The sequence below is a fragment of the Bradyrhizobium sp. dw_411 genome (assembly GCF_018449695.1).
Taxonomy (GTDB): Bacteria; Pseudomonadota; Alphaproteobacteria; order Rhizobiales; family Xanthobacteraceae; genus Bradyrhizobium.
In genome coordinates this window covers 186,750-200,539 of sequence record NZ_JAAVUY010000007.1, presented here as the reverse complement: position 1 = coordinate 200,539, position 13,790 = coordinate 186,750, and the positions used below count along the sequence as shown (strand labels likewise).

Here is a 13,790-nt window from a genome sequence, read left to right as displayed (position 1 = left end):
TCAAAAAGGTTAATGGTGATTCAGGCCGGAACGCGGCCGCCGAAAAACGGCATCAACGCATGGTTTAGCGCGTGCGGTCGACCTGATGTGAAAATCATTTCAGCGCCGGCCTCTTCGGTCGCGTCATCAGCGGGCTTCATCAAATCCGCAACACGCCGTGCGATGGCCGGCGCGGGGTCGATCCAATTTACCGGCCAAGGCGCGAGCCTGACCAGCCGGTCCATCAGCAGGGGATAGTGGGTGCAGGCCAGCACGACGGTATCGGTGCGGGCTGCATCCTTCTCCCCGACGAAGCACGGTGCGAGTTCGGCGAATATCGACTGATCGCTGACCTCAACGCCGCTGAGCGCCGCTTCTGCCAATGAGGCGAGTTCGCCTGAACCCACCAAAGTTACTTCACAGCCCTGGCCATGATCCCGGATCAGCGCTTGCGTGTATTCGCGCTTGACGGTGGCCCGGGTGCCGAGCACCGACACGCGTCGGGTCTTGGATGCCGCACAGGCCGGCTTGATGGCCGGCACGGTGCCGACGAACGGCACGCTATAGGCCGCACGGAGCGGCGCCATGACCGAAACCGACATCGTATTGCAGGCGATTACCACGAGATCGGGCCTGTGCGCAGCGATCAATTCGCCGACCAGGGGCACTACCCGCGCGATGATCTCGTCCTCGCTATGGTGCCCATAAGGAAAGAATACGTCGTCAGCGACATAGACATAATGTGCGTCCGGCCGCGTCGGAACGATTTCGCGCAGGACCGTGAGGCCGCCGAGGCCGGAATCGATAACGAGAATCGTCGCAGGTGCTGGCACACCGCGATCCTAGCCGATCCCGGGTTACCGTTCAGTAATTTTGCGCAACTGCAGGGTGGCGCGATGTCAATGGGATATCGGGTGCCGCGATTTGGAATAATTCAATTGGCACGGGTTTTAAGGGAGCGCTACCAAGAGTCTCCACGCATGAATTCCTAAAGGCAGCGCAGACATGATTCGAAATACGACGGCCAGCTGGGGCAGTGTTGCGCGATGGTTTCACTGGATTCTGGGTATCGCGATTATCGGCATGCTGGCGTATGGCTGGTGGATGAATCATATCCCGGCGCGGCCGGATCGCTTCTTCTATCGCTCGATCCACGCCGATATCGGTTATCTGATCCTGCTATTGATGGTGCTGCGGCTGATCTGGCGAGGCGTGAATCCGACGCCGGCATTGCCGCCTGACATCTCGTCGTTGCAAAGGGTCGCGGCGAGCATCAGCCATTGGGCGCTCTATGGCGTCACGATCGTGGTCGCGATACTGGGGTGGGCGCATTCCGGCGCGCGCGATCCGAACTATTCCAGCTTCTTCGGCCTGTTCAAGGTGCCGCAGTTCACGTCGCCGGACAAGGCCGCGGCCGGCTTCTATGAAGACTGGCACATATACATCGCCTATGTGCTGCTCGCGCTGATCGTGATCCATATCGTCGCGGCGGCATGGCATCACTTCATCAAGCGCGATCGCGTCGCCGCGCGGATGGTTGACGGCGCACCGGGCTGATCGTTACGCGAAACGACAATCCGCCGTTCAGCTTTCGCCGAACACGCGCTTGAAGATCGTATCGACGTGCTTGAAGTGATAGCCGAGATCGAATTGCTCGGATATCTCGGCGTCGGTGAGATACTTCTTCACATCAGCGTCTTTTTTCAACAGCGTCTCGAAGTCGCCTTCGCCGCGCCACACCGGCATCGCGTTGCGTTGCACGAGCTTGTAGGCGTCTTCGCGGCTGCAGCCCTTTTGCGTCAGCGCGATCAGCAATCGCTGTGAATGAATGAGGCCGCCGAGGCGGTCGAGATTCTTCTGCATGTTGGCCGGATAGACCAGCAGCTTGTCGATCAGGCCGGCCAGACGATTAAGCGCGAAATCCAGCGTTACGGTCGCGTCGGGTGCGATCATGCGCTCGGCCGAGGAGTGCGAGATATCGCGCTCATGCCACAGCACGACATTCTCCATCGCCGGCGTCACATAGGCGCGCACCATGCGCGCGAGACCGGTGAGATTCTCCGACAGCACCGGGTTGCGCTTGTGCGGCATCGCCGAGGAGCCTTTCTGGCCCTCGGAGAAAAACTCCTCGGCTTCCAGCACCTCGGTGCGCTGCATGTGCCGGATCTCCGTGGCGAGACGTTCGACGGAGGAGGCGATCACGCCGAGCGTGGCGAAATACATCGCGTGACGATCGCGCGGAATCACCTGCGTCGAGATCGGCTCCGGTGTTAGGCCCATCGCCTTGGCGACATGCTCTTCCACGCGCGGATCGATCTGCGCGAAGGTGCCGACCGCGCCCGAGATCGCACAGGTCGCGATTTCCTTGCGCGCGATCACCAGCCGCTCGCGGGCGCGGGTGAATTCGGCATAGGCGAACGCGAGCTTCAGCCCGAATGTGATGGGCTCGGCATGAATGCCGTGGGAGCGGCCGATGGTCGGCGTCATCTTGTGCTCGAAGGCGCGCTTCTTCAGCGCCGCCAGCACCCGGTCGACATCCCCAATCAACAGGTCGGCCGCGCGGGTCAATTGCACATTAAGACAGGTGTCGAGCACGTCGGATGAGGTCATGCCCTGGTGCACGAAGCGCGCTTCGGGGCCGACGATTTCCGCCAGATGGGTCAGGAAGGCGATGACGTCGTGCTTGGTTTCACGCTCGATCTCGTCGATCCGGGCAACGTCGAAAATAACGTCCCGCGCCTTGGTCCAGACCGCTTTCGCAGCTTCCTTCGGAATGGTGCCCAATTCGGCCAGCGCATCCGCTGCATGCGCCTCGATTTCGAACCAGATCTTGAAGCGCGTCTGGGCCTCCCAGATGGCGGCCATTTCCGGGCGGGTATAGCGGGATATCATCGACGACTCTGGGTTTTCTGAGGTTAAGCCGCGCTTTAGCAGAGCCACTCCGGTGAGACAAACGTCGGCCCGGTCGGGTGCCAATATACCGCTTGAGCGCCATTTATCTGCGGTTTCTCACATAATATTGACTGACAGATATTGAAATCTGTCAGCGAGATACGCTATATACAAGTCCGGCGCCGGTAGGAAGGCGCCACCCGGCACGCGGCGGATAGACCGCGAACCGGGGATTTTCAGAGGACTTTGCCATGGCTATCGAACTTTTTTACCTGACCACCCAACTCCAGCACTGGGTCAACCAGCGCGTCGCCCGTCATCTTGCCGCGCAGGCCGAAAGGTTGACCCGCTAAGGGAACGACGATGACAGCCCATCAGTTTGCTTTGCGAAAGCTCGGTGCCGATGGGCTGCGGATCTGCAATACTCGATCTGGGTTGCAAGGACTTGAGTTGCAAGGACTTGGGTCGCAAGGGGATTTCTGACGTTTACGGCCCCGTTGCCGAGCAATGATGCTCCGGCACGGATAGGAATACTCGACAGCGAGAAGGCAACGTGCGCGCATGAACGAGATCCTGGTTTTAACGCCTGAGCGAATTCTTGAAGTGACCGAGGACGTGCTGCGTCGCTACGGGCTGGCGAAAGCCACCGTGGTCGATGTTGCCCGGGCGCTCGATGTCAGCCACGGCAGCGTCTACCGTCATTTTCCGAGCAAGGCTTCGTTGCGCGAGGCGGTGGCGAAACGCTGGCTCGATCGCGCCAGCGCGCCGCTGGAAAAGATTGCACAAGCCGATGCACCGGCACCGGCCAAACTGGAGCGCTGGCTGCGGGCGCTGTTCACCGCCAAGCAAAACAGATTCAACGAAGATCCCGAGATGTTCGCGACCTATCTCACGCTGGCACAGGAAGCGTGCAAGGTCGTCAAGGCGCATAAGGAAGGCCTGGCCGACCAGATCGCCTCCATCATCTCCGATGGCGTCAAGCAGGGCGCCTTTGAGGTCGCCGATGTCAGGACCTCGGCGCGCGCGGTTTACGACGCCTCGATCCGATTCCATCATCCCGCCCATTCCAACGAATGGAGCGACCCGGAATTGCCGGCACGGATCGACGCCTTGCTGGCTCTGTTGCTCAGAGGCCTGGAAGCGCCGCGCAAGAGCTAGACCATTTCGCCGCGCGCGTTGGCCGCGGCATCGCGGATCGCGGAAATATTGGCCTTGTAGCTTTCCATCGTGCCGCCCTTGAACACGGCGGAGCCCGCGACAAAGGCGTTGGCGCCGGCAGCCGCCAGCGCACCCGAGACATCCGGACCGACGCCGCCATCGACCTCGATATCGATCGGACGTCCCGCCGTCATTGCCCTGACATCGCTGACCTTGCCAAGCGCCGAGCGAATGAAGGCCTGCCCGCCGAAGCCGGGATTGACCGACATCACCAGCACCAGATCGATCATGTCGATGACATATTCGAGCACCGAGATCGGCGTCGCCGGATTGAGCGAAACGCCGGCCTTCTTGCCGAGCGCGCGGATTGCCTGCAAGGAACGATGCAAATGCGGACCGGCCTCGGCGTGAACCGTGATGTGATCGCAGCCGGCCTTGGCGAAAGCTTCCAGATACGGATCGCACGGCGAAATCATCAGATGCGCGTCGAAGATCTTCTTCGTATGCGGGCGCATCGCCTTGATGACGTCTGGGCCGTAGGAAATGTTGGGGACGAAATGCCCGTCCATCACGTCGAGATGGATCCAGTCGGCGCCGGCCGCATCGACGGCGCGCACCTCTTCGCCCAATTTGGCGAAATCGGAAGCCAGGATCGACGGCGCGATAACGAGCGGGCGTGCCGCAAATTGCTGAGACATGTGCGCTTTCCCGAACCATTTTCGAAGCGTGCGAATGGTTCCGCGTAACATGCGCTAAGCCCAGGAGCAATGCGGGGGCGAGGGCGCAGGAGGGTCGGAAAATTCTGCCGCAGCGGCATCAATTGCCGGGGGAGTGGGCGGTTCCGGCAGCAGAAAACCCCTGTTTTATTGGCTTTTCTCCAATGGCACGGCGTTTGCTCATCTCAGGTTTTCAGAGGTGTGGGCCGCGCTTTGCGGCGTTGTTCGGAGTTTTGCCATGCTGTTTGCTCTTGGCGCCGCGTCGACCGCATTGGATGCCATCCAGTCGCTGGCCTCATCGGCCCAGTCGTCGTCCCAATCCACCGGCTTCAGCCAGGCGACGGCCGATATGTTCGGTCTCTCGGGCGCGGCCCAGGCATCGGCCGGTCCGACTGCGCCTTCGGGCAGCACGGGATTTTCGCAGATATCGCCGGGCACCTTCAGCGCGCTGTTGGCGGCGCAGAGCCAGTCATCGCCAGCATCCACCGCCTCAGCGTCCACCACGTCGACCAGCCCGTCGAGTTCCCTGCAGGATCTGTTCTCGCAGATCGACGGCAATGGCGATGGCCAGATCACCAAATCGGAATTCGAAAACGCGCTTGGCGCCGGTGGAACCAACCTCGCGCAGGCCGACGACGTCTTCAACAAGCTCGATACCAATGGCGACGGCTCGGTCAGTCTCAGCGAAATGTCATCGGCGTTGAAGGGCGCGGGCGGCAAGGGCGGCGGCCATCATCATCACGCCCATATCGGCGGTTCCAGCGACAGCAGCACTACGAGCACCGACGGGTCGAGCACCGATCCGTTGTTGCAGGCCATGCAGGCGGCTTCCGCCACGCCGGCTACCGTCAGCACGACGACGACATCCCCAACTTCCAGCACGGGATCCCAGGTCGCGGGCGTGTCGGGGACCTCATCCAGCGCCGCGTCTTCGTCTTACAACGCGATCGAACAAATGATTCAGCGCGAGGCCAGCTCCGCATCGTTCTCACTCAATCCGCTGTCGTTCAACGTCTGAGACTGAACTCGTCCACGGAGAACGGTTGGCGATCTCTATCCGAAACGATCGCGCCACGCCGGCAGCGCGCCGGGAAATGGCAGTGCGGCCGCGGTGTAGACGCCGCGCGCGATCGCACGGGCTACGACATTGGCTGCGACCATGCCGAGTTCGGTGAGGCCGGCGAGGGGATCGATCGTTTTTTCGCCGGTTGCTGCAACGAACAGCACGTCGCCATCGAGCGGCGCGTGCACCGGATAGATCGCGCGGGCAAATCCGGTCTGTGCGATCACGGCAAGCCGCTTGGCCTGGGTCTTGGTCAGATCCGCATCGGTCACGACCACGGCCAGTGTGGTGTTTTCAACCGGCGTCGCGCTGGGTCCGCCCTTGAGACGCGCTCTCAGCATGTCCGGCGTGAAGGCCGCGGGCAATCCGCGTCCGCCAAATTCGCCGTCGATCTCAAACGGCGCGGCCCAGAACCACGGTCCATCACCGACGGTGACGCTGCCGACTGCGTTGACCACCGCAAGGGCCGCGACCGTGATGCCGCCTGGCGTGGTCGCCGACGCCGAACCGAGCCCGCCCTTGAAATTCGCCGTGGTGGCGCCGAGGCCGGCACCGGAATTGCCGAGCGCGAAATCCGTAGCCGCCGCCGCTGCCGCGGCGTAGCCGAGTTCGCGATAGGGCGCGAAGCGGCCCCATTTCTTGTTGCCGCCGTTCAATAGATCAAAACAGATCGCGCCGGGCACGATCGGAATCACGGCTCCGCGCACGACAAAGCCGCGGCCCTGTTCGGCGAGCCAGGCCTGCACGCCGCCACCTGCCTCCAGCCCGAACGCAGAGCCGCCGGAAAGCGCGATGGCGTCGATCCGCTCCACGGTGTTGGCGACATCGAGCAGGGCGCCTTCGCGCGTGCCGGGACCGCCGCCGCGCACGTCGATCGTCGCCACCGCGGGCTGATCGAAAATCACCGCGGTGACACCTGACGCCAGCGCGGCATCGTCGGCATGCCCGACGCGGACGCCGGCAATATCGGTGAGGAGATTTTTCATGGTGCAGGCTTATCCAACTTCGATCCCGTCAGGTTCGATTTTTATATCAGCCTTCACCAAACAGCGCATCAACAGCCCAGTGCCTGCCGGATCATTCGCGCCAGATCGGACTTGCGATACGGCTTGGCGAGCAGCAGCACGCCGGAATCGAGACGTCCATGATGCACGATGGCATTCTCGGTATAGCCTGAGGTGAACAGCGTCTTGAGCGTGGGACGATGCTTCAACGCCTCGTCGACAAGCTTGCGACCGTTCATGGGCCCGGGCATGATCACGTCGGTAAACAACAGATCGATGGTGACGGGGGTGTTGATGATGGTCATCGCTTCCGCGGCATTGCTTGCCTCGAGCGTGGCGTAGCCAAGACTTTCGATCTGGGTGATCACATATCGGCGCACCAGCGCGTCGTCTTCGACGACCAGCACGACCTCGGTGCCGCCTTCAATGCCGGACGGTAGCTGCGGCTCGGGCGTCGTCACGCTTAGCCCGGTGGCGACGGGCAGGTAGACCTTCACGGTCGTGCCGTGACCTTGCTCGCTGTAAATCTTGATATGCCCGTTGGACTGTTTGACGAAACCGAACACCATGCTGAGTCCAAGGCCGGTGCCCTTGCCGACTTCCTTGGTGGTGAAGAACGGATCGAACACTTTTTCCAGGTCGGCGGCGGCGATCCCGGAACCGGTGTCGCTGACGGCGAGCATGACGTAGTTTCCCGGCACCACTTCGGTATTCATGGCCGCGTAACTCTCGTCGAGATACACATTGTTGGTCTCGAGTGCGAGATTGCCGCCGGTCGGCATCGCATCGCGGGCATTCAACGCAAGATTCAAAATAGCCGTCGTGAGCTGGCTGGGATCGACCAGCGCCGCCGAGGCGTCATCCGCCAGCAGCGGGTCGATCTGGATATGCTCGCCAAGCGTCGGGCGCAGCAGCTTGACGGTCTCGAGGATCAGCGTGTTGACGTCGACCTCGCGCGGCTGCAGTGGCTGGCGGCGCGCGAATGCGAGCAGGTGCTTGGTCAGATTGGCGCCGCGTTCGGCGGCGTCATCGATCATGCGGGCGATGGCAACCATCTGCGGATCGCCGGCCACGGCGTCGGCGAGGATACCGATGGTGCCGGTGATCACGGTCAGAATATTGTTGAAGTCATGCGCGATGCCGCCGGTCAACTGCCCGACAGCATCCATTTTCTGCGCCTGACGGAACTGGGCTTCGGCCGCGCGCTTTTCCGTGAGGTCCCGTCCGACGAAAAAGTGCCGGCGTACGGGCTCGGACCATGTCCCCATCCAGGTCAGTTGCACGGCCTTGCCGTCCTTGTGGACGTAGCGGGTCTCGAAATTGCGCATCTGCCGCCCCTGCCGCGCCTCGCGCATTTCCTCACGCGTACTTTCAAGATCGTCGGGATGAATGAATTCAAGCGCGAGATGCCCGATCATCTCTTCGGGCTGGTAGCCAATGATCGTCATGGAACTCGGGCTGACCTGAACGAAGCGGCCATAGGTGTCGGTCACAAGAATGAGATCCTGCGAGGTCTCGAAGATACGCCGGCGCTCTTCGATCTCCTGTTTGAGCGCTTGCTGCGTCTTTCTGCTCTCGGTGATGTCGCGCGCGGTCTTGGAAGCGCCGATGGTCTCTCCGCTGGCGGATTTGATCGGGGCGATGCCGAGCGAGACATGAACTTCGTGGCCGTCCTTGTGCCGCCGCACGGTCTCGTAATTTTCGATCGTCTCGCCCTGCGTGATGCGCTCGAGTATCTGGCCTACTTCCGGGAGCCGGTTCGGCGGAACGATGAGGTCGATGCGATTGCCTACCGCCTCCGCCGCAGTAAATCCAAACAGCCGCTCGGCGGCGCGATTCCAGCCGGTGACGACACCATCGAGCGTCTTGGTAATGATCGCATCTTTGGACGATTCCACCACCGCGCTGAACAGCCGCTCGCGTTCGCTGTGGCGATGCCGGTCGGAAGCGGCGCGCTGGCGCAGAATAGCGAACAGATGAGTGATCTGGGCCTGCAGGCCGACATTGTCGACCAGCAACACCGCCAGGACGAAAATGGCCGCGCACAGCCCGTAGAGCCGTCCGACATAAAAGCCCAGGTCGAATCGGGCGACGTTGACGATCGCCGACAATGCGATGTCGAACAGCCACGCGCACATCACGACCATGAGCCAGACGTCGAGTACGGAATAGGGCCGCCGGAACAACAGCAGCAGCAGGGCCGAGAGATTGAGAAACCACATCGTCGACACCACGGCGATCATGGTGCGCGTATATTGCCCGCCGCTCAGGAGTGTCGGCAGAAAGTCATGCAGGCGGGTGACGATCCAAACCATGATCGAAATCGCAACGCCGACCGCAACGACACTGCCGAGGATCGCGGATCCGACCGATCCCTTAATCATGGCGCCGCCGTCCCTGTCTTTGAGCAGTGCGTAGCCGAACACAAGGAGGGGAAATCCACTGTGCCAAATCATGTAAAGCCAGACGGTGGTCTGCGAACCGGCGTTGAAAAGCCCGGTCGGGGCGAACAGGCCCGGAAAGCTCAGGGCATGGGCGATTGCGGCGCCGGCTGTGAAGAGATACCCGCTCGCCAGCAGCAGAAGGGCGCGCGACCGCAGGATGCCGAATTGCGAGAACAACAGGATCGCGGTGATCAGATCGATGATCGCAAGCGCGGATTGGTAGCTCGCGACGAACGCCGGAATCTGGACCAGCGGTGTTCCGGCGAACGGTACCGCAAAGGCGAACAGGACCGAGGAGACGCCGACCACGGCCAGCGCCGCGGCACGTTCGCGGGGTGTCGCGGGCAAGGTCGAAAGAAAGATATTACGATCATCTGCGTGCACGGTCGCCTCCCGCGACTTAGCCATCCGACTTGGTATCGGATTGGTGTCGAAGCCATATTGTCATGTTAGTTCGCCCGCCGAACCGGCATAGGTAGCCGATATGTTAAGATCAGTCGGCACCTGTTTCCTTATTTGCTTTGGCCGGCCTCGACGATCGCTGTGAAGCTGACAGGCTTTTGGCGACCGCGGCAAGCAGCTCTTGCGGCCTGAACGGCTTTTGCAGGCTTGAAATCGCCCCGAGTTTTGTCGCCATATGAAGGAAATCCGGTCCCCGTTCGGATGCCGAACGGAATTGCTGACCCGACATGACGATAACCGGCATTTGCGGTCGCGACTGATGAACCAGCCGCATGGTCTCGAAACCATCCATCCCCGGCATGAAAATATCGACGACCAAGAGGTCGAACCCTTGGGATTCCAGCAATCGCAGGCCGGCATTGCTGTTATCGACGGCCTCGACGGCATGTGCGGCGCGTTCAAGCAATAACCTGATCGTGCCTGGAACCGCCCGATCATCGTCAATAACGAGAATGCCCGCCAAGGTTCCTCCAAGTGATTGACGACCTCAACCCAAGGTTACATAAGTCTTAACGCGGCTGTTGGCCAGCGCGGCGGGTGGAGTAACCGCATTTTTACGGCAATGGGGAATAATGTCCAAGGGCCTGCCTCCAAATCCCCGATTTGACGATAGGCTGAACGGAGCCATTTCGTGAGTCTTCCCTTGCCCCGCGTTCTCGTGATCGATGATCAGCCGGATGTACGCACGATGGTCTGCATCGTGCTGCGGATCAATCATTTCGAGGCGGTTGAAGCCGCGAGTGCGGCCGCAGGACTGAAGGAATTCGAAAGTTCCAAATTCGACCTGGCGATTGTCGATATCTTCCTGCAGGGAACCAACGGATTCGAAGTCATCTTGAAGATGCGCGAGCGCATCCCGGATTTTCCGATCGTCGCGATATCCGGCATGACCATGCTCGACTTTGTCACCGAAACACCGGAACTCGAAAATGTCGTGTGTCTGCAGAAGCCGTTTCGTCCCGCTGAACTTACGCTTGCGGTCGAAGTGGCGACCAGGCCCCGCGCATCGGACGTTGCGGCCGGCAAGCTGGTGGGAACTGCGCCCTGATCCGGCCGTCGCTCGATGAGCCGTTTCGCACCGAGGCCATAGCAATCCTTTATTCACGAGCCAAACGCAAAACGCCCCGGCGAACCGGGGCGTTGAAGACAGTGCGTAATGTCGGATCAGAATGTATCGGATCAGACTGTATGGAATCAGACTTGGCGGTCCTATGACCCCTTCGGATTGATCTCGGTATAGTTGCCTTTGGAATCCCATTTGTAGACGACATAGTCGATCTGCTTGATGTCGCCCTTGGCATCGAACTCCATCTTGCCGATCACCGTATCCCACGCGCCGGCCTTGATCGTATCCATGACCTTCTTGGGATCGGTGGTGCCGGCCTTGGTCACGGCCTGCGACCAGACCTGCATCGCGGCATAGGTGTAGAGCGTGTAGCCTTCTGGATCGATGTTGGCGGACTTGAACTTCTCGACAATGGCCTTGGCGGTCGGCTTGTTGCGCGGGTCGGGACCGAAGGTGAACAGCGTGCCTTCGGCGGCCGGTCCGGTGATCGAGGCGAATTCCTTGTCAGCCAGCGCATCGCCGGCCATCAGCACGGTCTGGAGACCCTGATCGCGCATCTGGCGCACGATCAATCCGGATTCCTGATGGTAGCCGCCGACATAAACCAGATCGATGTTGTCACGCTTCATGCGCGAGACGATCGCGGTGAAGTCCTTGTCGCCCTTGTTATAGGACTCGAACATCTTTTCGGTAAAGCCGGCCTTGTTGAGCGCCTTCTTGGTTTCGTCGGCGAGACCCTTGCCGTAGGTGGTCTTGTCATTGAGGATGGCGACGTTCTTGCCTTTGTAGGTTTTCAAAATGTACTCGGCGGCGACCAGGCCCTGCTGATCGTCGCGGCCGCAGACACGGGCGACGTTCCACAGTTTGCGCTCGGTGAACAGCGGATTGGTCGAGGCCGGCGTGATCTGCAGGACGTTGCCGTCGGCATAGGCTTCCGATGCCGGGATCGACGACGACGAGCAGTAGTGCCCGGCGACGAACGGAACTTTCGCGCTGGCGAATTTTTCTGCGACCGAACGCGCCTGCTTGGGATCACAGGCATCGTCGCCGACTTCCAGTGCGAGCTTCTTGCCGAGCAGGCCGCCGCTGGCGTTGAGATCCTTGACCGCCTGTTCGGCGCCGTTCTTGAGCTGCCGGCCGAACGCGGATTCGCCGCCCGTCATTGGGCCCGCGACTCCGACGGTGATGTCCTGCGCAAGTGCTGCCGTCGACAGCGCAAGCGAGGTGCCCAGTGCCAGGCCGATGAGCTTTAGTGATTTCATGAGGTGTCCTCGCGGGTAGGTCGCTACGGGAAGGACCCGGCAGGCCGCCGGGCTCGAAAATCAGAACCATTGTCGGCTGATTTTGGCGCGAAGTCATCGGCAAATTTCGGGCAAACCACGCCGATTGCGGTTCGGGCGCAAATCCGGATGACGGGGTGTTATCGCTAGCCCCGTCTGCCGCCTTCGAGATAGGCGGCCCGGATTTCCGGCCGTTGCAGCAGTTCCGCGCCCGTTCCGCTGAGCGTGATCAGGCCGTTGACCATGACATAGCCGCGATGGGCGAGCCGCAACGCGTGATTGGCGTTCTGTTCGACAATCATAACCGTGAGGCCGTCCTGCCGGTTCAAGGTCCGGATCGCATCGAAAATCTGGCGCGCGATCAGCGGGGCCAGGCCGAGCGAAGGTTCATCCAGCATCAGGAGGCGAGGGCGGCTCATCAGTGCGCGCCCGATTGCCAGCATCTGCTGCTCGCCGCCGGACAAAGTGCCGCCGCGCTGGGTGATGCGCTCCTTCAGCCGCGGAAACAGCGTCAGCACGCGTTCCAGTCCGGCTGTTCGTTCCGCCTCGCTGCTGTCGGTGGCGTCGGCTCCCATCTGCAGGTTTTCCGCGACACTCATGCGCGGGAAAATCCGGCGGCCCTCGGGCGATTGGGCCAGGCGCAGCCGGGCGATCTCGTGGGTCGGCACATCGGTGATATCGCGGCCGTCGAACGTGATCGATCCGGCGCGGGCGCGCGGCTTGCCGAAGATCGTCATCATCAGCGTCGACTTGCCGGCGCCGTTGGCGCCGATCAGGGCGACGATTTCGCCGGACTTGATGTCGAGATCGACGCCTTTCAGCGCCTCGATCTTGCCGTAGGCGGCGCGCAGCGACCGGATCGCGAGCAGGGGGGCCGTGGACGACGCGGTCACGTTCCGCTCTCCATCACCGCGATCGCTTCGTCCTCGTCGGCGCCGAGATAAGCCGCGATCACCCGGGGATCATCGCTGATATCCTTTGGCGCGCCCTCGGCGATCTTCACGCCGTAATCCATCACGACGATATGGTCGGAGATTTCCATCACCACCGACATGTCATGCTCGATCAGCAGGATCGAAGTGCCTTGCTCGGCGCGAATCGAAAGCAACAGTTCGCTCAGCGCCGCACTTTCGCGGGCGTTCAGACCGGCGGCCGGCTCGTCGAGGCACAGCAGCGCCGGCTCGGTGCACATCGCGCGCGCGATCTCGAGCCGGCGCTGATCGCCATAGGGCAAGTTGCCGGCGGCATCATCGGCGCGCGCAAGCAGTCCGATGCGGTCGAGCCATTGCGTAGCCTGCGCGATGGCGTCCTTTTCGGCCGCGCGCCAGGACGGCGCGCCGATCAGCCCGAGAAAAGTCAGACCCGAGGCGCGCATCAGCGCATTGTGCTGCGCCACCATCAGGTTTTCGAGTGCGGTCATGCCGGGAAACAGCCGGATATTTTGAAAGGTGCGCGCGACCTTGGCCAATTTGGAGATCCGGAAATCGTTCAGCCGCTCGAGCTGGATGTTGCGGCCGTCATCATGGGTCAGCCGCATCGAGCCTGAAGTGGGCTTATAGAATCCGGTGATGCAATTGAACACGGTAGTCTTGCCGGCGCCGTTCGGCCCGATCAGCGCGGTGATCTTGCGCCGTTCGGCGGTGAACGACAGATCGTTGACCGCGACGACGCCGCCAAAGCGCATCGTCAGATGATCGACACTGAGAATGTGCTGGTCGCTCATGAC

General features: G+C 61.5%; 13 protein-coding genes. 4 read left to right on the top strand and 9 right to left on the bottom strand.

The features are described 5' to 3' along the window. Positions 1-20: 20 nt before the first annotated feature. Positions 21-812 carry a glutamate racemase gene (murI, locus tag HB676_RS14280; protein ID WP_213738451.1) on the bottom strand — a complete coding sequence of 264 codons (792 nt, stop codon included), beginning with the start codon at positions 810-812 and terminating at the stop codon, positions 21-23. Between the two features lie 172 nt (positions 813-984). Between murI and HB676_RS14275 the strand changes: the two genes are divergently transcribed. Continuing rightward, positions 985-1,536 (top strand): cytochrome b, encoded by a 552-nt coding sequence (locus HB676_RS14275; RefSeq protein WP_213738450.1) that lies wholly within the window; start codon positions 985-987, stop codon positions 1,534-1,536. Positions 1,537-1,563: 27 nt separating this feature from the next. On the opposite strand, the gene purB is transcribed toward HB676_RS14275, so the two are convergent. Continuing rightward, positions 1,564-2,871 carry an adenylosuccinate lyase gene (purB, locus tag HB676_RS14270; protein WP_213738449.1) on the bottom strand — a complete coding sequence of 436 codons (1,308 nt, stop codon included), beginning with the start codon at positions 2,869-2,871 and terminating at the stop codon, positions 1,564-1,566. Between the two features lie 561 nt (positions 2,872-3,432). Between purB and HB676_RS14265 the strand changes: the two genes are divergently transcribed. Continuing rightward, the gene (locus HB676_RS14265) at positions 3,433-4,029 is read left to right on the top strand and encodes a TetR family transcriptional regulator (RefSeq protein WP_213738448.1); all 597 of its coding nucleotides are present in this window, start codon (positions 3,433-3,435) and stop codon (positions 4,027-4,029) included. On the opposite strand, the gene rpe is transcribed toward HB676_RS14265, so the two are convergent. Continuing rightward, complete coding sequence (gene rpe / locus HB676_RS14260) at positions 4,026-4,727, bottom strand: ribulose-phosphate 3-epimerase (RefSeq protein WP_213738447.1); 702 nt, start codon at positions 4,725-4,727, stop codon at positions 4,026-4,028. The genes HB676_RS14265 and rpe overlap by 4 nt on opposite strands. 256 nt (positions 4,728-4,983) lie before the next feature. Here rpe and HB676_RS14255 point away from each other — a divergent pair, with 256 nt between their 5' ends. Next, complete coding sequence (locus tag HB676_RS14255) at positions 4,984-5,763, top strand: EF-hand domain-containing protein (protein WP_213738446.1); 780 nt, start codon at positions 4,984-4,986, stop codon at positions 5,761-5,763. Positions 5,764-5,798: 35 nt separating this feature from the next. On the opposite strand, the gene HB676_RS14250 is transcribed toward HB676_RS14255, so the two are convergent. The 3 genes from HB676_RS14250 to HB676_RS14240 all read right to left on the bottom strand — a co-directional run bounded on the left by HB676_RS14250 (position 5,799) and on the right by HB676_RS14240 (position 10,124). Next, positions 5,799-6,794, bottom strand: a complete 996-nt coding sequence (locus tag HB676_RS14250) for a P1 family peptidase (protein ID WP_213738445.1) — start codon at positions 6,792-6,794, stop codon at positions 5,799-5,801. 68 nt (positions 6,795-6,862) lie between these two features. After that, entirely contained in the window at positions 6,863-9,664 is a 2,802-nt protein-coding gene (locus HB676_RS14245; RefSeq protein ID WP_213738444.1) for a PAS domain S-box protein, read from the bottom strand. Positions 9,665-9,749: 85 nt separating this feature from the next. Next, positions 9,750-10,124, bottom strand: coding sequence for a response regulator (locus tag HB676_RS14240; protein ID WP_249780250.1), 375 nt, complete (start codon positions 10,122-10,124; stop codon positions 9,750-9,752). A gap of 237 nt (positions 10,125-10,361) precedes the next feature. Between HB676_RS14240 and HB676_RS14235 the strand changes: the two genes are divergently transcribed. Continuing rightward, positions 10,362-10,766, top strand: a complete 405-nt coding sequence (locus HB676_RS14235) for a response regulator (RefSeq protein ID WP_213738599.1) — start codon at positions 10,362-10,364, stop codon at positions 10,764-10,766. Between the two features lie 161 nt (positions 10,767-10,927). On the opposite strand, the gene HB676_RS14230 is transcribed toward HB676_RS14235, so the two are convergent. The 3 genes from HB676_RS14230 to HB676_RS14220 all read right to left on the bottom strand — a co-directional run bounded on the left by HB676_RS14230 (position 10,928) and on the right by HB676_RS14220 (position 13,787). Beyond that, positions 10,928-12,046 carry a branched-chain amino acid ABC transporter substrate-binding protein gene (locus HB676_RS14230; RefSeq protein ID WP_213738442.1) on the bottom strand — a complete coding sequence of 373 codons (1,119 nt, stop codon included), beginning with the start codon at positions 12,044-12,046 and terminating at the stop codon, positions 10,928-10,930. 164 nt (positions 12,047-12,210) lie between these two features. Next, complete coding sequence (locus tag HB676_RS14225) at positions 12,211-12,957, bottom strand: ATP-binding cassette domain-containing protein (RefSeq protein WP_213738441.1); 747 nt, start codon at positions 12,955-12,957, stop codon at positions 12,211-12,213. Then, positions 12,954-13,787, bottom strand: coding sequence for an ABC transporter ATP-binding protein (locus HB676_RS14220; RefSeq protein ID WP_213738440.1), 834 nt, complete (start codon positions 13,785-13,787; stop codon positions 12,954-12,956). The genes HB676_RS14225 and HB676_RS14220 overlap by 4 nt, the downstream gene beginning before the upstream one ends. Positions 13,788-13,790: the final 3 nt, after the last annotated feature.